General features: G+C 36.6%; 16 protein-coding genes and 2 pseudogenes. 6 read left to right on the forward strand and 12 right to left on the reverse strand.

Going from position 1 to position 22,179, the window contains the following annotated elements:
- Window positions 1-127: pseudogene (locus NBX25_RS22420) on the reverse strand (aminopeptidase P family N-terminal domain-containing protein); the annotation flags it as partial.
- A gap of 86 nt (window positions 128-213) precedes the next feature.
- Here NBX25_RS22420 and NBX25_RS22425 point away from each other — a divergent pair.
- Complete coding sequence (locus tag NBX25_RS22425) at window positions 214-1,005, forward strand: class I SAM-dependent methyltransferase (RefSeq protein ID WP_250255510.1); 792 nt, start codon at window positions 214-216, stop codon at window positions 1,003-1,005.
- Window positions 1,006-1,165: 160 nt separating this feature from the next.
- On the opposite strand, the gene NBX25_RS22430 is transcribed toward NBX25_RS22425, so the two are convergent.
- From NBX25_RS22430 to NBX25_RS22440, 3 genes are all read right to left on the reverse strand, one after another.
- Complete coding sequence (locus tag NBX25_RS22430; RefSeq protein WP_123911243.1) at window positions 1,166-1,402, reverse strand: YtxH domain-containing protein; 237 nt, start codon at window positions 1,400-1,402, stop codon at window positions 1,166-1,168.
- Window positions 1,403-1,503: 101 nt separating this feature from the next.
- Window positions 1,504-2,346 (reverse strand): isoaspartyl peptidase/L-asparaginase, encoded by an 843-nt coding sequence (locus tag NBX25_RS22435; RefSeq protein WP_250255512.1) that lies wholly within the window; start codon window positions 2,344-2,346, stop codon window positions 1,504-1,506.
- A 313-nt stretch (window positions 2,347-2,659) separates the two neighbouring features.
- Window positions 2,660-3,550 (reverse strand): cyanophycinase, encoded by an 891-nt coding sequence (locus NBX25_RS22440; RefSeq protein WP_123911245.1) that lies wholly within the window; start codon window positions 3,548-3,550, stop codon window positions 2,660-2,662.
- A 197-nt stretch (window positions 3,551-3,747) separates the two neighbouring features.
- Between NBX25_RS22440 and cphA the strand changes: the two genes are divergently transcribed.
- The gene (cphA, locus tag NBX25_RS22445; protein WP_123911246.1) at window positions 3,748-6,378 is read left to right on the forward strand and encodes a cyanophycin synthetase; all 2,631 of its coding nucleotides are present in this window, start codon (window positions 3,748-3,750) and stop codon (window positions 6,376-6,378) included.
- Between the two features lie 131 nt (window positions 6,379-6,509).
- Here the strand turns inward: cphA and NBX25_RS22450 are convergent, their stop codons facing one another.
- From NBX25_RS22450 to NBX25_RS22485, 8 genes and pseudogenes are all read right to left on the reverse strand, one after another.
- On the reverse strand, window positions 6,510-7,694 hold the full coding sequence (locus NBX25_RS22450) for a hypothetical protein (protein WP_250255513.1): 1,185 nt from the start codon (window positions 7,692-7,694) through the stop codon (window positions 6,510-6,512).
- Between the two features lie 242 nt (window positions 7,695-7,936).
- On the reverse strand, window positions 7,937-8,770 hold the full coding sequence (locus tag NBX25_RS22455; protein WP_250255515.1) for a type 1 glutamine amidotransferase: 834 nt from the start codon (window positions 8,768-8,770) through the stop codon (window positions 7,937-7,939).
- A 33-nt stretch (window positions 8,771-8,803) separates the two neighbouring features.
- A pseudogene (locus NBX25_RS22460) lies at window positions 8,804-9,925 on the reverse strand (carboxylate-amine ligase).
- A gap of 30 nt (window positions 9,926-9,955) precedes the next feature.
- Window positions 9,956-10,909: an ATP-grasp domain-containing protein gene (locus NBX25_RS22465; protein ID WP_250255517.1), complete on the reverse strand. Its 954-nt coding sequence runs from the start codon at window positions 10,907-10,909 to the stop codon at window positions 9,956-9,958.
- 174 nt (window positions 10,910-11,083) lie between these two features.
- Window positions 11,084-11,797: an alpha/beta hydrolase-fold protein gene (locus NBX25_RS22470; RefSeq protein ID WP_250255519.1), complete on the reverse strand. Its 714-nt coding sequence runs from the start codon at window positions 11,795-11,797 to the stop codon at window positions 11,084-11,086.
- Between the two features lie 29 nt (window positions 11,798-11,826).
- Window positions 11,827-13,041: an ATP-grasp domain-containing protein gene (locus tag NBX25_RS22475; RefSeq protein WP_250255520.1), complete on the reverse strand. Its 1,215-nt coding sequence runs from the start codon at window positions 13,039-13,041 to the stop codon at window positions 11,827-11,829.
- Window positions 13,042-13,181: 140 nt separating this feature from the next.
- Window positions 13,182-14,597 carry a leucyl aminopeptidase family protein gene (locus NBX25_RS22480; RefSeq protein WP_250255522.1) on the reverse strand — a complete coding sequence of 472 codons (1,416 nt, stop codon included), beginning with the start codon at window positions 14,595-14,597 and terminating at the stop codon, window positions 13,182-13,184.
- Window positions 14,598-14,602: 5 nt separating this feature from the next.
- Window positions 14,603-15,727 carry an alpha/beta hydrolase-fold protein gene (locus NBX25_RS22485; RefSeq protein WP_228412791.1) on the reverse strand — a complete coding sequence of 375 codons (1,125 nt, stop codon included), beginning with the start codon at window positions 15,725-15,727 and terminating at the stop codon, window positions 14,603-14,605.
- Window positions 15,728-15,925: 198 nt separating this feature from the next.
- On the opposite strand from NBX25_RS22485, the gene glgB reads away from it, so the two are divergent.
- The 4 genes from glgB to NBX25_RS22505 all read left to right on the forward strand — a co-directional run bounded on the left by glgB (window position 15,926) and on the right by NBX25_RS22505 (window position 22,063).
- The gene (gene glgB / locus NBX25_RS22490) at window positions 15,926-17,872 is read left to right on the forward strand and encodes a 1,4-alpha-glucan branching protein GlgB (RefSeq protein WP_250255524.1); all 1,947 of its coding nucleotides are present in this window, start codon (window positions 15,926-15,928) and stop codon (window positions 17,870-17,872) included.
- A gap of 1 nt (window position 17,873) precedes the next feature.
- Complete coding sequence (locus NBX25_RS22495) at window positions 17,874-19,280, forward strand: glycogen synthase (RefSeq protein WP_250255526.1); 1,407 nt, start codon at window positions 17,874-17,876, stop codon at window positions 19,278-19,280.
- Window positions 19,281-19,362: 82 nt separating this feature from the next.
- Window positions 19,363-20,631 carry a glucose-1-phosphate adenylyltransferase gene (locus NBX25_RS22500; protein ID WP_123911254.1) on the forward strand — a complete coding sequence of 423 codons (1,269 nt, stop codon included), beginning with the start codon at window positions 19,363-19,365 and terminating at the stop codon, window positions 20,629-20,631.
- A gap of 391 nt (window positions 20,632-21,022) precedes the next feature.
- The gene (locus NBX25_RS22505) at window positions 21,023-22,063 is read left to right on the forward strand and encodes an SRPBCC domain-containing protein (RefSeq protein ID WP_123911255.1); all 1,041 of its coding nucleotides are present in this window, start codon (window positions 21,023-21,025) and stop codon (window positions 22,061-22,063) included.
- Window positions 22,064-22,179: the final 116 nt, after the last annotated feature.

Here is a 22,179-nt window from a genome sequence, read left to right on the forward strand (position 1 = left end):
TGAAAAGTTCGATTCCTGAACCGTCCAGTTCAATAGCAGCTTGTGTAAAGTATCTTCCGTCTGTCCAAAGCCCTGCTTTGTCCTTAGTCACAACCACAAAACCGGCAGAACCTAAGAATCCTGACAGTTTGGTTTCAGCCGGATAATTCCAATACACCTGAAAGAAAATTATTAGAAAAAAATTATATTATTCAGGGAAATTAAAATTAAACAATGGAAAATTACTTAGAAATAAATAAAAAATCATGGAATGCAAAAGTAGAACCGCATTTGAAGTCGGATTTCTACTTTTTAGATGAATTTTTAAAAGGAAGAACCTCACTGAATTCAATTGAGCTGGGACTTCTGGGAGATATAAAAGGAAAAACTATTCTGCATTTGCAGTGTCATTTTGGGCAGGATTCTATTTCACTGTCAAGAATGGGGGCAAAAGTTACCGGGATTGATCTTTCTGATAAAGCAGTTGATACAGCCAGAGATCTTGCACAAAAGTGTGGAACTGATACAGCATTTATCTGTTCGGATGTATATGATCTACCTAATGTTCTGGGTCAGAAATTTGATATTGTATATACAAGCTATGGTACAATAGGCTGGCTTCCAGATCTTGGAAAATGGGCAGATGTTGTCAATCACTTTCTAAAATCTGGCGGGAAGTTTATCATGGCAGAATTTCATCCTGTCGTTTGGATGTTTGATGATGACTTTACAAAAGTCACCTATAACTATTTCAATGAAAAACCGATTGTAGAAACGTATGAAGGAACCTACGCAGATCAGTCTGCACCTATTGTACAGGAATATATCATGTGGAATCACTCTTTATCGGAAGTTCTTGACAACCTGATTAAAAAAGATCTGCAACTGAATACTTTTCAGGAGTTTGATTGGTCACCATATCCGTGTTTCAGACATGTAGAAGAAGTTGAAAAAGGAAAATGGCGAATTCCACAGTTTGGAAATAAAATTCCGCTGATATTTGCGTTAATAGCACAGAAAAAATAAAGTATTGTAATATCCAACCATTACGAAGGAGATCTGGCTAAAAAATCAAAGATTTTGCCTTAAATACACTTCATTTATTCTGATGAATAAACAAAAAGTCATCGCAAACTACTACGATGACTTTTTCTATATATGAATGTTAAAAAAACTACTGTCTTTTTTAGCTTAAAGAATCCTCGGCTTTTGTTTTTGCCTCGTCTACTTTATTTTGAACCTGGGAAGCAACATCATTGGCTTTACTCTTAATATCATTTCCCCATTTGTTAAGATTATCCTTTGCTGTATTAAGCTTATCCTTTACGGCTTGTTGATCTTCAGGACTTGAATTTTTATATTTCCAATATGCTAAAGCACCTAATCCTAGTAAAGCTAATAAACCTTTTGTTTTGTTTCCCATGATTTCTATTTTTTAAAAGATATTAATATTAAAATTTGTTATTAATACATATGTAAAATACGTGCCAAAAAATTAAGTTGAATTATAAAAAAATGTTAAAATTAAGAAAAGATATCAAAATTTTCACCGTCAAAACTGGCGAAAACCATAGTAGGATAGGAATCCTGATGATAAACATTTCCATCTTTATCAATGGCAATGGCACCTGCAAATCCGTCAATTGTTTTAAGTTCATCAAAGGTTTTACTGAAAGCCGTTTCAAGGCTCATTCCATCCGTCACACGGGTTACAATTTTTGCGGCAGTAGCATTGCTTACAATATCTTCCCCCACACCTGTGCAGCTTACCGCACAGAATGCATTGGCATAATTCCCGGCCACAGTGGCAGAATCTGAAATCCTTCCCGGAATCTCAAAACCTTTTCCACCTGTAGAAGTAGCAACAGCCAGTTTCCCATCTTTGTCGATGGCTACACAGCCTACAGTTCCTTTACCGCCGCTATTCAGTTTAGCTTCATATTCTGTTCTTCTCTGTGGAATTTCCGTTGAAAAGTTTTCAAACCCGTGTTCTGCAGCATAACGTTTCGCCCCTTGGTCACCTAAAACCCTGTCATCTTCTCCAATCAGGTCTTTGGCTACAAAAATTGGATTTTTTACATCCTGAATATTGATAACACCACTTAATTTCTGGGTTTCACCATTCATAATAGCTGCACTCATACGGATGACACCATCACTTTGAATCTGTGAACCTATTCCGGCATTGTATAAAGGATCATCTTCCAGCAAAGAAACAGCATAAGCCACTGAATCAAAGGCAGAATGGGTATGAAGATAATGAAATACCTTTTCAGCAATTTCTTTTAAAGAGTTCTGTTTGGCTGTTTTTACTTCATGGCTTTGGTCACTTTCCGAGAAAAAGCCTCCGTGAATGATGATTTTCATAGAATATAAATGATAATTGATAAATTTTTTACGAAGGTAATTTATAAATAAAAGATAAAAGATAAAAGATAAAAGATAAAAGATAAAAGATAAAAGATAAAAGATCTTGTCTTTAAATAACAATTACCCATATGTATATCCACACGGATGTCAACATCAATAGAGGTAGGCTTTAGCTAATCTGAAAAAATATTCAACCCCTTAGCTTTAGCCCAAACTTATTTGATAGTCTGTTATAATCTAAACGGTGATTTTTAAAAAACAAAAAACGGAACCAAGGTCCCGTTTATATTTATATAAAGTATGAATTTTACTATTTGTCCAAAGGAATTGGATTGAACTGTGAATTCTCAATTGTTAACGTCTTAGTGGTAAGATCGTAGTGATCGTTCATAGACATCACATGAACCGTTAAGTTATCAATAGAGATAGGTTCTCCAAGATTAATATTGGTAAGGTTGGTATCCTTAATAAATCTTCCATCTACCAAAATCACAAGTCCGGAACCTACAGCAGTCATCACATCATTATGAATGAAAAGCCCGGTATCTTCCCCAAGTCCGATTCCCAATGTTCTTGGGTTATTCACTACTGCCTGGAAAAGACGTCCGATTCTGCCTCGTTGTACAAAATGCGTATCGATGATGACGTTATCTATTAAACCTAAACCTTGTGTTGTTTTAATTTCTCCCTTCAACAGAGCTTCAGAACTACTTCCCTGATAAATCATATTTTCTGAGGCAGCAGCTGCACCGGCAGAAGTTCCTGAATAAATAAAGTCCTGTTCCTGATATTTTAATAAAATAGTATCGTGAAATCGGGTTCCGCCCAGAATAGATGTCAGTCTCAACTGGTCACCTCCTGTAAACATCATGACGTCTGCAGCATTCGCTCTGGCTACCATCGCATCAGAATTAGCTTCTTCACGGTTATGAATATCAAGAATGTTTACATTTTTAGCACCAAGGAATTCGAATGCCTTTTTATATTCAGCACCTACAATCTGAGGAATTTGAGAGGCCGTTGTTACCACTTCAATCACAGAATCTTCTTTGTGTTTTGATTCGTTGATGATCTTTCGCAAAATTCCGCGCTCAAAAAAATTAAGATTCTTTTCAATATTCTGATCATAATCGGTTTCTGCAAAGCTTCCTTTATTTACAGCACCTCCGATAACAATTAATTTTCCTACAGGTTTAGTCATGGTACAAAATTAAAAAATAATTAACATATTTGGCGAATTTCGTGCCATCTTTAGTTGATTTTTAATGTTTTACAAATGTGAATAAAGATTAATTTTTTTTTAATAAATCTTCAAGTGTGGTATAGTTTCGTTTAGGGTTTTATATTATATTTGATTATAAAATAAGTTATTATTAACTGACAAAATGCCAATAGACTATGAAAATCGAAAAGATTCAGGCACTACGAGGTCCTAATATCTGGAGTATCAGAAGAAAGAAGCTGATACAGATGAGGTTGGATCTTGAAGAAATGGAGAATTATCCTACCAATAAAATAGAAGGATTCAGGGATAGAATTGAAAAATTAATCCCGTCACTGATTACCCACAGGTGTTCAGAAGGAGTGGAAGGTGGTTTTTTCCATAGAGTGGAAACAGGAACCTGGATGGGACATGTCATTGAGCATATTGCCTTGGAAATACAGACCCTGGCGGGGATGGATGTTGGCTTTGGAAGAACCCGGGAAACCAAAACGCCGGGAGTGTATAATGTAGTCTTCAATTATCTTGAAGAAAATGTAGGAATTTATGCTGCTGAGGAATCCGTCAAGATTGCAGAAGCTTTAATTGAAGGAAAAGATTACAACCTGAATGCCTGTATTCAGAAACTGAAAGAGATCAGAGAACGTGTACGTCTGGGTCCATCTACCGGAAGTATTGTAGAAGAAGCCGTTTCCAGAAAAATACCCTGGATCCGGTTGGGAACAAATTCATTGGTACAGTTGGGATATGGAGTCAATCAACAGCGTTTTCAAGCGACAATTACCGGAAAAACAAGCTCTATTGCGGTAGATATTGCCTGCAATAAAGAATTAACCAAAAGGATGCTTCACGATGCTGCTATTCCGGTACCTATAGGTGACTTGGTGGTTGATGAGGAAGATTTAAATAACGTTATCAAAAAAATAGGGTATCCCATTGTTTTAAAACCTTTGGATGGGAATCATGGAAAAGGCTCTTCTATCAATGTTAATGATTGGGAGGCTGCCAAAATTGGATTGGAACATGCCCAGAAATACTCCCGAAAAGTAATCGTTGAAAAATACATTACAGGATATGATTTCAGGGTATTGGTTATTGATAATAAAATGGTGGCGGCAGCAAGAAGAGTTCCTGCCCATATCGTTGGAGACGGGGAACTGAATATTCAGCAGCTTATTGATAAAGAAAATAAAGATCCACGAAGAGGGTATGGCCATGAAAATGTTCTTACCGAAATTGCAGTGGATAAAGATACTTTAGAACTGCTTGAAAAGCTTCAATATACTTTGGAAACAGTTCCGCAAAGAGGAGAGGTGGTTTATCTGAAATCTACAGCCAATCTTTCTACAGGAGGAACATCAATAGATGTTACCGATATGGTGCACCCGGAAAATATTACAATGGCGGAAAGGATTTCCAAGATTATCGGACTGGATGTTTGCGGGATTGATATTATGGCAGAAAACCTTACACAACCTTTAAAAGAAAGTGGTGGGGCTATTATAGAAGTCAATGCTGCTCCAGGATTTAGGATGCACCTAGCTCCAAGTGAAGGGTTACCAAGAAATGTAGCGGCTCCGGTAGTGGATATGCTATATCCACAGGGAAAACCTTTTACCATTCCGATTATTGCAGTAACCGGAACCAACGGAAAAACAACCACAACAAGATTAATTTCCCACATTGTAAAAAGCAATGGTTATAGAGTAGGATTTACTACTTCAGATGGAATTTATATTCAAAATACAATGCTGTCGAAAGGAGATACCACAGGACCATTGTCAGCAGAGTTTATTTTAAAAGATCCTACCGTGGAGTTTGCTGTTCTGGAGACAGCCAGAGGTGGAATTCTCCGTTCCGGGTTAGGATTTTCACAATGTGATATTGGCGTTCTGACCAATATTGAGGAAGATCATTTGGGAATGAATGATATCCATAACCTGAAAGATCTTACTAAAGTAAAGCGGGTTGTATTAGACAGTGTAAAGAAAACCGGTTGGAGTGTGCTGAATGCAGACAATGAGTATTCCATGAAAATTGTTAACAATCTTGATTGTAATGTAGCTATTTTCAGCATGGATGAGAATAATCCTCATATTGTAAAATTTGCCAAAGAAGGAAGAATTACCTGCGTTTATGAAGAAGGTTTTGTAACCATTAAGAAAGGTGACTGGAAGATTAGAATAGGTAAAGCCAAAGATTTCCCGATTACAATGGATGGTAAAGCCAGATTCATGATCGAAAATGTTTTGGCGGCCAGTTTGGCAAGTTATCTTCATGGATTTGGAATTGAGGATATTTCCAATTCGTTAAGAACCTTTATTCCAAGTGCGCAACTTACTCCCGGAAGATTAAATGTCTTTAAGTTTAAAAGCTTTAAAGTGTTGATCGACTTTGCTCACAACCCATCCGGATATGAAGCAATAGAAGATTACCTGAAAAATGTGGAATCTACCAAAAAAATAGGGATTATTTCCGGTGTTGGAGACAGAAGAGACAATGATATCAGAGAATGTGGGAAAATTGCAGGAAGAATGTTCGATCATATCATCATCCGAAATGAAAAACATCTTCGTGGAAGAACAGAAGAGGAGATCAATGGATTGATTATCGAAGGCATGCAGTCTTCAGGAAAAGATGTCAGCTACGAAATTATTCCTAAAGAAATTGAAGCATTGAAGCATGCCATGGGAATGGCTGAAGACGGAACATTCATTACGGCTTTAAGTGATGTAATTTCCAATGCTATTGATCTTGTTCAGGAATATCAGGCAAGAGAATTGCTGGAAGATGACAAGAATTTGTAAACATTTGAGATTGAGATAAAAAAAGCGGCTGTACTTCATAGTGCAGCCGCTTTATTATAAATTCTGATGATCTCACTGATTAATAAGTTATCATAAGCATCTGCAAAATTTGCGAGAGCTCAGCTTTTACTTTATAGCTCTCCAAAAAAAGCATTAGAACTCCCAATCCAGATAGCATCTTTCTTATTGAAATCCACATTGACCATGGCTGCTTTGGTCATTCTTCCTAAATTTTCAAGTAAAATAGGACGCTCATCATTTTCTTTCCAAATATACAGCAACCGGATCTCTGCCTTTGAAAATTCCCCATTGATATCTTCAAAAAGTGGTTCATAAGTTACTTTTCTCTGTAGGATATAGTTTTCCTTATCTTCAATAGTGTTTGTGATTTCTTTGGTCGGATTTAAATTTACACCACTGCCTGCAAATGAAAATAATGGTTTTAATACAAAATTCTCAAGGTTTTCATGTTCCGGAAATTCATGTAAGAAATAACTTTTAGGAACAAATTGATGTTTCAGGAATGGTAAAATAAACTTAGAAATCTTAAAGAACCAGTTCGGATGAGTGATCCATTGTACATCTACTTCTTCACGGAAATCAAACTCAGTTTTAAGATCGGGAATCCTATCCAGTTCATCAAATATAACACGATTGTAGATTCTTTTAATTTCAACAAGTTTGCTGTCATTTTCATAGTAAAGCTTTTTACCTTCCTTCTTTATTTTGGTCAAACACACCGTTTTGATACCGAGTAATTGCTCGGTTAAAGTAAAGTCGATGGCTGTTTTCTGCTTTTCAGGAAAGATTTCAAGAAGAATGACATTCTCCGGATTTTCATCCCCTACAATCAGATCTTTTAAATACTGTTTAAAGTCTGCATGAGACATAGGATTACGAATCGATGAAAGAAAAGGATAAACTTCACAGAACGTTTCTTCATAAATCTTTTGGAAAACATATAATGAAGGAAAAGCCTGAAGCTCTATCAGCTGTGGTTCAATTGTTCCATCTTCACTTTTACAGACTCCAAAATCGATGGTGAAAAAATGGGGTTGGTCTGCGTCATTGGGAACCCTGCAGTTGTCAGGAATTGCTTTTTGAAGGGTTTCAGCCGGAAGCGCTTTGATCTGGCTAATGATACTTTCACTGGCATCAAGCAATTTACCTTCAAATTCTTTGGTAAGGAAAATCGGGCTTTCTGAAATTCTGAAACCCGGTTCTATACCGCCTTTGCGTGTTAAAATCTCTTTAAGCTGTTTGTACTTTTCATCTGAAAACTCCTGATTGAAATGCTTTCTGTATTTTGGGATCATATTTTTTCTTTTGTGGTGGTAAAAAATCGAGCATTTTTGCTCGATTTGATATTTGAAATAAATTTAACCACAAAAGTCACAAAAGTTTTTATTAAAAATATAAATGGATGTATAATAAATTCACATAAGATGAAAATCAAAGATTTTCAAAACACCTAAATGTACTTTTCAAACAGTTTAGTAGTAACTTAAAAAGAACTTAGGGTTAAGCTTTTGTGGCTTTTGTGGTTTATTTTAATTTTTTAAGCCAAAGATTCAACGTTCTTCAAAATGTTTTTTTTTGCGAACTGAAGAAATCTCGGGAGGATCTGATTTCTGGTCAGGATGATTTTATCTTCATCATCTATTCTGTCCATGGTTTCAAGATATTTTTCCATTCCGAAGTTTTCAATCATAGCTTCTCTGTTCTTATCGTCCTTAAGATTTTCTATTAAAGCTTCAGGGCTTGCTTCCGGGTGAAATTGGGTCCCGAATATTTCATCAGAAAAACGAACAGCCATTATCGCTCTCTCCAAATTGATATGAGGTCGGAACTTTTCAATAGCCATAACAGTCATTCCCAATTCTTCAAAACGGTCGTGATCCGGCTCAATGAATTGATAAGCTCTGGAATCTACTGCATAAAAAGGATCCTGAAGATTTTTGAATAAAAATTCCTCCCGGCCTTCTTTTGTTTTATGAATTGGCATTACCCCAAAAGAATAGGATTTTCTTTTACAGATATTCCCTAATTTCCAATGAATACTTGCCAACTGAAAAGAATGACAAATCAGGAAAAGATACTTTTTATCCTCATTGTATTTATTATGTTCAAAAACGGAATCTAAAAATTGAGCAAACCTATTTTCCCATTCGAAACCTTCACGATGCGGGGTTCCTGGTCCGCCTGAAGAAATAAAAATATCAAAGTCTCCAATCTCCGGCATTTCATCTTTAAACCTGACATCAAATGTCTCGATGATTACATTTTCTTCAGAGTTCTGCTGAAACGTTTCAGAAATTTCTTTAATGTTTCTAAAGCCTTGATTAACATGATTGTTGTTCATGTCCAGCAGAGCAATTCGAATATCTTTCATTACATCATATTTTTTGTAAAGTTACCAAAAATATTATGAAGCGGATTCACCATGTGTAATGCCGTATTCTGTTTCCGAGATCATATAATCCACAACCTTAGTAAGATCCCCGGTTTCTTTGAAGATCTGAAGCTGTCGATCGGCACCCGTACCATTTTCAAGAATTTTCCAGGCATATTCAACTTCTTGTCGGCATCCTAAATCATCTACTACATCATCAATAAACTCTAAGAGTTCTTTTAACAAATGGGGATAAGGAACCGATTCTTCTTTTCCAAAATCAATCAGATGAGCCTCAATACCGCTTTTGGAAGCACGCCATTTATTTTCATTCAATAAAAGTCTTCTGTAGCTTCTAAAACTCAGATTTTGTTGGTGGAGTTTATAAATTTTAGCCACTAAACTCTGCATAATGGCTGCAAGACATACTGTTTCATCAATTCTTAAAGGCATATCGCAAATCCTGAACTCAATGGTAGATTAGAACGGATGAACCCTTAAATCCCACCATATTTTTTTAGCATTATCAATGGTTCCTGTTTTTACCAAAAGATCAACATAACTATCAAATTCTGCCAATGAATTGAAGTAACTGGGAATACCGGTTCTCGGAAATTTAACGAAAATTTCCTGTCTGTAAGATTTAAAACCTGTATACCTTCCGATCCAGAAAGGAGAATTGGTAGAAAGGGCATAGACGTGAGGCAGAAAATAACGCATTACATTCTGAATTCTTACGCCTTCCTCACGATTAGGAATTCCAATATGAACATGAAGTCCAAAAATCAGGTTCTCACGGGCAACATCCCCCATATCATCAACAATTTTGATATATCTCTCTCCCTGAGTAATCGTATTGTCAGACCAATGAGAAAAAGGGTGGGTTCCTCCTCCGGAAACGCGAAGTCCCTGTTCATGGGCTGTATTGATGAGATGCCTTCTTAAATTGGTTAATTCTGCCCGGGCTTCCTGAATATTCTGGCAGATGCCGGTCTCCATTTCAATCATGGATTCGTGCATTTCATGCTTTAGATTTTCACTCAATACCGCTTTTCCGCCTTCAATGATTTTTGATACGTGCGAAATCAGATCCCTGCTTTCAACATCAATGATCTGATATTCTTCTTCGATTCCAATAGTAAACTGATGATGCATTGTCTTGTGTTTTTTTATTCTTTTTCAATATTATTTTATGGAATCTTTCACGAAGGTTCCCCAAGTGATATTAGGTTTTCCCGGAACATATTCCTTAGCTTTTTCAATAGCAAGCTTAGCAGCATGTTCTATAATCCATGCGAAATTCTCTTCTCCTACAGAATTTCTGTCTGCATCCGGAGCCGGATTGCAGAAGTCAATAGCATAAGGAATACCATCCCTTACAGCAAATTCAACAGTGTTGAAATCATATCCTAACGCTTCATTCATTTTGATTGTATAATCATGAATGGTTTTTAATAATTTTTCAAGCTCTTCCCCTTGTGTCTGGTGAGTAGTGGCATACCTTAAGTGATGTGGGTTCCTAGGTTCGTAAGGCATGATATGAACATATTTTCTGCCCAGACAATACACTCGGTAATAATCATCAAAAATAATTTCTTCCTGAACCATCATCACCAGCTGTTCTGTTTCTCCAAGCTTGTTCCAAAGATCATCCGGATTTTCTACCCTGTAAACATTCTTCCAGCCGCCACCATTGTGAGGTTTCATATAAGCAGGAAATCCAACATAATCAAAAATATATTCCCAGTCATGGGGAAATTTAAGGTTCCTGAATGAAGTTTCCGAAGTATCGGTTGGCCTCTCATGGGATGGAAGCAATACTGTTTTGGGCAACGGAATTCCTAATTTGCTCATAAGTGCATTATTGAAAAATTTTTCATCAGCACTCCACCAAAACGGATTATTGATTACATAAGTGCCGTTTAGTGCGGCGTTTTTCAGATAAGCTCTGTAAAAAGGAACATTCTGCGAAATTCTGTCGATGATCACTGCATAACCATAATCTGCCCCTTGTTCTAATTTGTCAATGGTAACAGGTTCAGCCACGATATCTCCACCTCCCAATTCATTTACTTTGTCTATAAATGCCCAGGGAAATGTGTCTTCCATACCGAATAGAATTCCTACTTTTTTTGTCATAATTTTTGTTTTTAATGGTGTATACTATACTTTATTTCTCAACAGAATCTATGATTCTTTAGATTTTTAAAACTTAAGCGTTAAAGTATTGATTCTCTTTTTCATTTAAAAATCTTTATTTTAAACACTTAAGTTATTTTACAAACTGATTTTTTGTTTTTATTTGGATGTTTTTTAAGAGAAATAAGCTCCAATAAAGATTGGAAAAACCATTCTCCACAACGGCCAGTCGTGACCAATCCATTTTCTTTCATCATACCAGAAATCAATACCTTTTACCCTTAAGATTTCTGCCATTTCAATATTCTTGTCTTTGCAGATATCCTGATCGGAGGTGCTCAATACAATGTGCATATGCTTATATTTCCATGCTTCATCATTTCTTACAAACTCTCTTGGACAATTGAAATACACCAGGTCATCGGAATAACCGTCCATAAAATTTCTTATACTAAAAGCCCCTGAAAGGCAAAACAAATGAGAAACTACATCCGGAAACCTAAAAGCAAAATTGGCAGCGTGATAACCTCCAAAACTGGCTCCAGCCACTGCTACACGATGGGTTTTATGAAGTTTTTGAATGTATGGAACAAACTCCACGATCAAAAACTGCACGTATCGTTCGTAATTTTTTATTCTCTGTTGCGGTGATAGTGTTTTATCATAAAAGCTCCAGCTGTCAATGGTCTGAATATTATAAAGCTTTACTTTTCCCTGTTCTACAAACCAATTGATACTTCCGTTAAGGTGAAAGTCATGGTTCTGGGTATATTGTCCTTGAGAAGTAGGAAACATGATAATAGGATATCCGGAATATCCGGTCACTTCTACCTTAAGACTTGTTCCCAATATATTGGAATAGTAATCAGTATGTTCTATATGCGGCATTTAAATTTGTACTTTAAGGTTGTGTATAATTAACTGCTTAACTTACTAGTCTTAGGCGGAAGGATGTTGAGCATTTCGGCATTGATCTTTTCTGCGGCGCTGTCTAGTCTTTCTTCTATTACGGAAGCATCACTGGATTTGTAAACAATTCCAACATGATAATCGATGGGAATAAATTTTATGGCTTCCTCACATGCGAATTTACTATAATCTGGCTCTTTATCTTTGATAAGCGCAACAATAAGACCTGCGTAATATCCTGTAGGAGGGGAGACACTATAGTTTTTATTTCTTAAGAGAGCATCTTCAATTTTGGCCCATTCTCTCCAGATATTGATGCTGCTTGAAGCTTCTACCAAATCAGGAATATGAGCACCCCCCACTCGTGAGGAGGTTTCCAGAAAATACCATTTTCCGTCTTCTTTTCCACGGATGAATTCCGTATGAGTGGCTCCGTTGAGTAATCCAAAGTTGGAAAGTACCCTGGAATTGATCTCTTCCAAAGCTTTGAACTCATCAGAGTATCTTCCTAATGTTTTAGATCTGAAAACACCCCCTTCATGAGAAACCTGCATAGGCGGAGCCAGATATTTTGATGCAGAAGTAAAGACTATTTCTTTGTTGAAGGTAAGGCTGTCTACATGATATACATCTCCCGGTTTAAAGCTTTCCAGGAGGAAAAGATGACGCTCTTCTCCAAGAGTTTCCAACGCCTCATGAAGCTGTTCTTTGGTCATGATCTTTTTAATTCCTGATGCCGAAGCCTCTGAACGGGGTTTCAATACCCATGGAGCGGGAACCTTATCTACAAATTCATTCACTGTATTGTCATTGAAAACGGCCGTAAATTCAGGAACATTGATGCCTGTGTCTTTCGCCTTTTGGCGCATCGCCAGTTTATCTCTGAAATAGCGGTGGGTCGTCTGTCCCATTCCCGGAATACGAAACGTTTCGCGGATCAGGGCAGCCTTTTCTACGTCGTAGTCATCAAGAGCAACTACAGCATCTACTTTTCTTGTTTTCATCAGGTGTGAAAATCCCTGAATCAAATGTTCCAGGTTCCACACAGATGGTTTGATTTCAGGCATATAAAATACCTCATCAATGGCTTGCCAGGGCCAGTTTTTTTCTTTAAGATTTTCTGATGTTACTAAGATGATTTTATTACCGAGCCTCTTCATTTCATCCATGAAGTCATAGCCCTTGTAATAGCACGAAATACATACTATAATTTTCTCCTCCATATAATGTTTTTTAAGTTTTAGTGAATTATCAAAAATAAAAGCAATTCTTTATTATTTGATTAACATCAAAAATAAAAATATGATATGCTTTTATGAATCACTAATCAAGTATACAGAGAATTTTTGTAATAAACTAATTTTTAGTGATAATTTTCGATTAAATCCGTGAGCAATTGAACCCCATATCCGGTTGCTGCTTTTTCTTTAGCATACCCTACATTTCCAAAGGCTACTCCGGCAATATCCAAATGCGCCCATTTAGGGTGGTTTTCAGTGAATTGTTGTAAGAATTTGGCGGCGATAATACAATCTCCAACAGGCTTTAGAGACATGTTTTTTAAGTCGGCTACATCAGACTGTATATCATCTTTCCAGATATCCCATAATGGTAAATTCCATAGCCTCTGATTGGTGTGATCTCCGGTTTTTATCAAAAGGTTTTTCAGGTCTTCATTATTGGAAAATAGAGCTCCACAAGTATCGCCAAACATTCTTACTGAACTTCCCGTTAAAGTAGCGAGATCAATAAGGAAATCTGTTTTGTAATTTTTAGTTAGATAAGACAGTCCGTCAGCAAGAATTAGCCTGCCTTCCGCATCCGTATCCATAACTTCAATAGTTTTACCATTGTAAGCGGTAATCACATCACTTGGAAGAAGGGCTTTTTCGGAAATAGCATTATCAGTAATCGGGAGAACGGCTATAATGTTAACCGGTAAATTCATTTCAGCAGCATAGATTAGAGTCCCTAAAACAGCTGTTGCCCCACCCATATCGGATTTCATATAATGCATATTGGTAAAAGGTTTCAAGGAAATTCCTCCGGTATCAAACAATACACATTTTCCAACCAATCCAAATGTTTTGGCATTTTTAACCGTGGTCTTATATTCCAAAATAGTAAAGGCTGCATCATGAGCGCTTCCTTGGTTAACAGCAAGATAAGCTCCAAGCCCAAGTTCTTCGCATTTTTTTCTGTTGAAAACGGTATATTTTAATTCATATTTTTTTGCCAGATTTTTAAGGTATAAACTGAAAACTTCCGGTTTTTTTAGATTCGCAGGTTTATTCATCCATTCCTGGCAAGCGATTTGTCCATTGCTTAAAGCTTCAGCTTTCTGGCTGATAAAATCCAGTTTTTTCTGGCTTAAATTTTCAAAATGCAATTCAAATTTTGAATTCCAGAAAGGATGTTTTTTTTCAAAAGGATAGTTGTAAGTTCCTATGAGTAATCCCTTTACGAATTCTTCAAACTGTTTTTCATTAAGAGAATCTGCAAGCAGTAAAGTGGGAGCAGCCTGTAGTTTTTCCTTTTGGGTTTGGGAGAATTTTACCGCAACCTGTTGGAGTTCAAAATTTTGTAAAGTCGAGTTTCCGAGTCCGATAAAGTAAGTAATTCCTTCTTCATGAGCATTGATGAACACTTCATGCTTTTTTCCTGTGAAGAATAGGGCAATATTTTTATTGAAATTTTTACTTGTTTTGGTCCATTCCTCTTCAGTGAATAAATGAAATATTTGGGTGTAGTTTCTATTTTTTTTGTTGATTAGTTTCATAAAATTTAGTTCTTAATGCTTTGTTGTTGTGGTTTTACTTCTACAGGATTTTCTGTATTGTCATAGAACAGCCATTCAATAGCTCTCGGAAACTCCTGTGACCAGTAAAATTCATTGTGAGTTCCTTCAGGATTAATACTGGTTCTGAATTCAAAGTCGAAGAGGTTCTTTTTTTCCCATCTTTTCAGATATTCTTCAAAAATATGAATTCTTTTGACCATTTTAGATCCTTCCTGTCCACCGCCATATAAGTATATTTTTGTTTTAAATGGAACCCGGAAGTTCATCATTGGAAAGTTATTATTGGGTTCCACCCAAAGAGAAGGAGAGAAGATTAATAACTTAGAATAAACTTCAGGATAAAGGAATCCACTGTAAATACTGATTAATGCTCCCAGCGAGCTGCCACCGATTCCTGTATTGTCGCGGTCCTTTTTAGTACGGTAATTTTCATCCACATAAGGCTTTAAAGTATCAGCAATAAAACGGATGTATTTTTTTCCCTCAGAGCCATTGGCTACATTATCATTATCAAAGATATATTCTTTAATCCGTTCTTCGCTTCCGTGTTCTATAGCAATGACGATAATATCACCACGCCCGTATTCTGCAAGGATAGATAGCTTTTTATCAATTTCCCAGTTTCCAAAACCACTTCCTTCATTGAACAGGTTTTGGGCATCCTGAAGATATAAAACAGGATAGCTCTTCTCCGAAGTATGATAGTCATAAGGAAGTACGGCCCAGATTTTCCGGTAACGATCCAGTTGTGGAATATAGAATTTTTCGGAAATGACTTCAGCAGTGGGGAAGAACTCCTCCTTAAATGGTCCCCAGTTTAATCTCCATTTTTCTACAGTATCAGAGACTTTCTGGAGTGATTTTTTTGTTTTCCGATTAGGAGTGATATTTCCATATTTATCCAGTTCTACATTTTCCCAGCCTCCTTTAGTGAATTTGTACTCAATTTCATCAGCTAGCTTTTCGTCTTCAATTTCTATAAAATAATGATGTGAATCTGATCTTTGGAGTAGGTAATTATAGTCTTTTGGATTCCAATTGTTGAAATTACCAGTAATAAATACGGGCCTGTCATCTTTTTCATCAGTATAAAGTTCGAACCTCATCATAAGTGTTTAATAAATTATTAGATTGCTAAATTTATAAAAAAGATTGTTTGGGAATCATAAAAAAGTGAATTAAAAAATGATATATTTGATAGGAAACGAAAGAGGGAAACTAACATGATAATTATTTGATGAATAATTAATCGCTATTATCAGTATTTTTCGTAGTTTCAGACAAAATATAAATACAAACTGATCTTGATGAATTCTGTTAAAACCTATACGCTTTTCACCGATCATGACGTGTATCTTTTCAAAGAAGGTAGACACTATAAGCTGTATAGTAAATTTGGAGCCCATTCTGTAGAGAAGGATGGTATAAAAGGAGTTTATTTTTCGGTTTGGGCACCTAACGCCAAAAAGGTTTCCGTAATAGGAGATTTTAATAACTGGAACCATAAAGATCATATTTTGTTTCCAAGATGGGATGGTTCCGGGATTTGGGAAGGCTTTATTGAAGAGTTGCCTTGGGGAACTTTATATAAATACGCCGTTGAAACAGCAAGAGGAGAAATCCTGGAGAAAAGTGATCCTTATGCTTTAAGCTGGGAACAGAATATTCAGGCAGCATCATTGGTTTCTACAACCTGGTATGAATGGAATGACAGGGAATGGATGGATAGCCGCAGGGAGAAAAACAATCTGGATGCCCCTTTGTCTGTTTATGAGTTGCATCTGGGGTCATGGGTAAGAGAAGGTAATGATCCTGATAAATTTTTGAACTATCGTGATATTGCAAAGAAACTCGTCCCCTATATAAAAGAAATGGAGTTTACCCACGTGGAGTTTATGCCCGTTATGGAATATCCTTATGATCCAAGTTGGGGCTATCAGATTACAGGATTTTATGCCGCCACTTCACGATTTGGGTCACCACAGGATCTGATGTTCCTGATTGATGAACTTCATCAGCATAATGTAGGTGTTATTCTGGATTGGGTACCCTCACATTTTCCCGGAGATGCTAATGGACTGTATCGTTTTGATGGTTCTCATTTATATGAACATGAAGATCCGAGAAAAGGGTTTCATCCTGACTGGAAATCTCATATCTTTAATTATGGAAGAAATGAAGTAAAATCTTTCCTGATTTCCAACGCAATGTTTTGGCTGGATCGTTATCATGCAGATGGACTGCGTGTGGATGCCGTAACTTCAATGCTGCATCTGGATTATTCAAGGAATGAAGGAGAATGGGAGCCCAATATCTATGGCGGAAATGTAAATCTTGAAGCCAAAGCATTTCTGCAGGAATTTAATACCGCTGTTTATAAGGAATTCGGGAATAGTATTATGACTATTGCTGAAGAAAGTTCAGATTTCCCTATGCTTACCAAGCCCGTTCATGATGGCGGTATAGGCTTTGGAATGAAATGGATGATGGGCTGGATGCACGATACACTGGATTACTTCAAGGAAGATTTTGTCAACAGGAAGTTCCATCATCATAAGCTTACGTTTGCTTCCATGTATATGTATAATGAAAATTATATGATGCCTTTGTCTCATGATGAAGTGGTACATGGGAAAGCTAGTCTGATCTATAAAATGAAAGGCGATGAATGGCAGAAATTCGCCAATCTTCGTACCCTATACGTATATATGTATACCCATCCGGGAGCCAAGTTGCTTTTTATGGGTGATGAATTCGGGCAAACCAGCGAATGGAATTTTACCCGAAGCCTTGACTGGCACCTGTTGGAGTATCCTGTGCATAAGGGATTGCAGAGGTTAGTAAAGGAACTAAACCATTTGTACCGATCAGAATCTGCATTGTATGAAAATCAGTTTGATAAAAACGGTTTTGAATGGATAGAGGCAGATGATCTGGAGAATTCGGTTTATGTTTATCTCAGAAAAGGAAAAAGAAGGGATGATGTTTTGATGACCGTATTAAATCTAACCCCAAAAGTCTTGGACTACAGAATAAAGATTCCTAACGGAACCCATTGGGACGTTATTCTTAATTCCGATGATGAAGAATATAGTGGAAGTGGAGTAATATCCGATATATTAGAAGAGAAATATGAAGACGGAACAGAGCATCAAAAGTTTATGACAATCAATTTACCTCCTCTGGCAGGGATTATTTTGAGACAGCAAAAAGATAAAAAGTATAAATTACACAGAATTAAACACAAAAGATAAAATGGTTATCTATCATTTAAGTACAGAATGTTATCCTGTAGCAAAAGTGGGTGGGCTGGCAGATGTTGTTGGTGCACTTCCGAAATATCAGAATAAAATAAAAGGAATAGATACCAAGGTGGTAATGCCATGGTATAACAAACCCTTTGTTTATGAACATGAGTTTGATTTGGTGTTTGATGGATTCATTCATCAGGGGGCTAATATGCTGCAGGTTCAGGTAATGAAGGAAAAAACAAATGTTCTGGGGTTTGAACTTTATATGGTGAGAATTCCGGGACTGCTGGATAGAGATAATCCTTACGGGTATCAGGATGAAAGTTTTCAGTTTCTGGCTTTCCAACAGGGAGTTCTGCATTGGTTATGTGCTATGGAATTAAAACCGGATGTTCTCCATTGTCATGATTATCATACCGGATTGGTTCCTTTTATGGTAGAACATTGTCCGGAATTTAGCTTTCTTAAAGGCGTAAAAACCATTGGAACGATCCATAACGGAGAGTATCAGGGAATGATGAGCTGGAATATGGCGAATTATATGCCTTCTTTTGATGCTTATAAATGGGGATTAATGGATTGGAATGGATTGGTGAACCCACTGGCAAGTATGATTAAATGTTCAGATGCCTTTACTACAGTTTCCGAAGGATATCTGGAAGAACTTTTCATCAGTTTCAGAGGGCTTGAAAGTCTGGTCCGCCAGGAATTCGGCAAGGCGTATGGTATTATCAATGGAATTGATACGGAAGTCTGGAACCCGAAAACCGATCCGATGCTGGATTTTAATTTTAGCAGTAAAAATGCAGTGGCTCAAAAGAAAAAGAACAAAGAGAAACTTTGTAAAGAGTATGGCTTAAAACCTGAACTTCCTCTATTTGCATTTATTGGAAGGTTCGCTACGGAAAAAGGAGCAGACCTATTACCGGATGTGGTATGGAAAAGCATCAAACAAAGCTATGGTGCTTTAAATATCATGATTCTGGGGTCAGGAAATACCTATATTGAGAATAAACTTAAGGAATACGACTATACCTATACCAACTTTGCCCTGGATTTAGGGTATAAAGAACATCTTTCTCATAAGATCTATGCCTCGGCAGATTTCCTATTAATGCCATCAAGAGTAGAGCCATGTGGTTTAAATCAAATGTATTCCATGAGATATGGAACGGTTCCGGTAGTAAGATATACCGGAGGATTGAAGGATACGGTAGAAGATGTTTCAACGGGCGGAGCAGGACTAAACTTCACGTATCCTGGCGTAGATGATATTGTACATGCGATGAACAGAGCGATTGGAATCTACAATCAGAAAGGAATGATGGAAGAACTTATTCATGCGAATATGAATTTTGACTTTGCATGGGAGAAATCTGCCGAAAAATATATAGCTTTATATAATAGCTGATATAATAAAGTTTTTAATATCAGATTGATCAGACACCAAAAAGAAAACCTTAAACTTAATAAAATAAAAACGCAATATATTTATGAATCCAAATGTAATCTCTATTGTATTGGGCGGAGGCAGAGGAACAAGATTATTCCCGTTAACGTATACCAGATCAAAACCGGCAGTTCCTATTGCCGGAAAATACAGACTGGTGGATATTCCTATTTCAAACTGCCTGAACTCAGGATTAAATAAAATCCTGGTATTGACCCAGTTTAATTCAGCGTCGCTGAATTCGCATATTAAAAATTCTTATCATTTTGATATTTTCAGTCAGGGCTTTGTAGATATCCTGGCTGCTGAACAGAATGTGGAAAATGACAGCTGGTATCAGGGAACTGCAGATGCGGTGCGTCAGTCTATGAAACACCTTGAAAAATATGATTATGACTATATCCTAATTCTTTCCGGAGATCAGCTTTACCAGATGGATTTTAGAGAAATGTTAGATTTTCACATAGAAAACGGAGGTGACCTGACAATTGCAACCATTCCTGTGAATGCTAAAGATGCCACCGGTTTTGGAATCTTAAAATCTGATGATGACGGAAATATCACTTCTTTCTACGAAAAACCAGATTATGATATGCTGGAAGGGCTGAAATCTGAAGTTTCAGAAGAAAATAAACATAAAGGAAAAGAGTTTCTGGCTTCCATGGGGATTTATATTTTTACGAAGACTATCCTGAAGAAAATGTTCGAAGAAGGAGCAGGAGATGATTTCGGGAAAGATATTATTCCAAGTTCCATTGGGAAATATAAAACATTAAGCTATCAATATGAAGGCTATTGGACGGATATCGGAACTATAGAGTCTTTTTACGAAGCTAATCTGGATCTTTGTCTGGATCTTCCGCAGTTCAATCTGTTTTCATCTTCTCCCATTTATACAAGAGCGAGAATGCTTCCGCCGTCAAAAATCAACGGTTCTTATGTAAGTAAGGCCGTTTTTGGAGATGGATGTATCATCATGGCAGATAAAATTGAAAATTCCGTGATTGGAAACAGAACCCGAATAGATAAAGGAAGTACCATCGTCAATTCCTATGTAATGGGAGCTGATTTCTATCAAAATACCACAGAAATTGTTCTTAATGATAGAAGTGGTCGCCCGAATATGGGAATCGGGAAATACTGTTATATTGAAAAAGCGATCCTTGACAAAAATTGCTATATTGGAGATAATGTAAAAATTATCGGTGGAAAGCACCTTCCTGATGGAGATTACGGAACTTATTCTGTTCAGGATGGGATTGTAGTCGTGAAAAAAGGAGCAGTGTTGGCACCGGGAACTCATATTGGGTAAGAAGAAAGGAAGTCGGAGATGGGGGATGGAAGTTATCAAAGTTGGAGTGATGAATATACCTCTTTATTGAAAGACCTGTGATAATAGTTTTACATTAAGTTATTATTTCACTCTGTCATTCTGAATGTAACGAAGTGAAAGGAAGAATCTAAACTATAAATGAGATTCTTCCTTCGTCAGAAATCGAAGATTCGACGTAGTCAATGACAATAAGGTAAAATTTATCAGTACCTAATTTTAATCAAGGGATGATTGGTAATCAATAGAATAACAATAGTTTACATCTCTCATTATCCGGCTCCCAGCCTTTAACTAGGTTAATTATTGTTAAACATACAACCAGAGTGATCGGCATATTGGTCACTTTTTTTATTTGTATTACTTTTGTGCGATGCGTATTTTTAAATATCTAATTGTCCTTATTGTTCTTTTGGGAGGTGCTTATGCAGCTTCCATGTATTATTTTGTGGATGAAAGCAAGAATTTCACCGTGGAGAAAGAAATTGATTATCCGATAGATAAAGTTTTTGCTCAGTTCAATAACCTTCAGAACTTTACAAGATGGAACAATTTTTTTACCAGTTCACAGTCTATGGACATCGATTATTATACGCCTTATGAAGGACAGGGAAGTGCCATCAGCTATGTAGATAAGCAGAATGATACCGATGGTGAAATGTTCATCCGTTATGAGAACCTTAATAAGACTCTAAAATACCAGCTTTTTGAGGATGAAAATGAAAATCCAACATTGGTTGACGTTAAATTTAAGCCTGTTTCTGCTGAAAAGACTAAAATTACGTGGTATGTACATACGCCTAAACTTTCTGTATGGAGAAGGGTAGAAAACTTTTGGACAGAGGACCGTTTTGCTGAAAACATCAACAAAAGTATGGTCAATCTTAAAAATTCTTTAGGAAATAAGGTTGAAAAAGATAATCAGATGGCAGCCATCAAGTATGACAGTCTGATGGTGGAAAATGAAGAAGATAAACTGTTGTTGGGAATCAACGTAAGTACGGCCAATAAAAAAGATGCCCTTTACAAAAATATCGTGATGAATTATAACAAAGTGTATAATTTTGTATCGATGGATCTTGGTAAGAAAGACGATGAATTCGGGTATCCGGTTTTGATGACAGATGCAGATAACTATAAAGACAAAGAAGTTTCTTACTTCCTCGGAATTCCCCTTTCCAAGAAAATCGGAGTCTCTGACAATAACTTTAATTTTAGGTCCGTAAATCCATCACAAAACTACGTAATGTACTACAAAGGGAGCTATGAAGGTCGAATTAAGGCAATTCAGCAGCTGATTCAGAAAGCCAAAAAAGACGAGATGCGCTTTGGAGATATCCGCCAGACCTTTATTGAACGTCCGATGGAAGGTCAGGACGTGAACATTAAGCTCTCATTATCAGTGTATAAGTAATTATTTTTTAATTATTTTTTTCTTAAGTTTTTTTAACGGTTTTAGACTGTTCTAACTCGGTTTTTTTTATTAAATTTGAAGATTAATTCTACAAATAAATTTTAATAAATAGATAA

Source organism: Chryseobacterium sp. Marseille-Q3244, assembly GCF_940807095.1.
Taxonomy (GTDB): Bacteria; Bacteroidota; Bacteroidia; order Flavobacteriales; family Weeksellaceae; genus Chryseobacterium.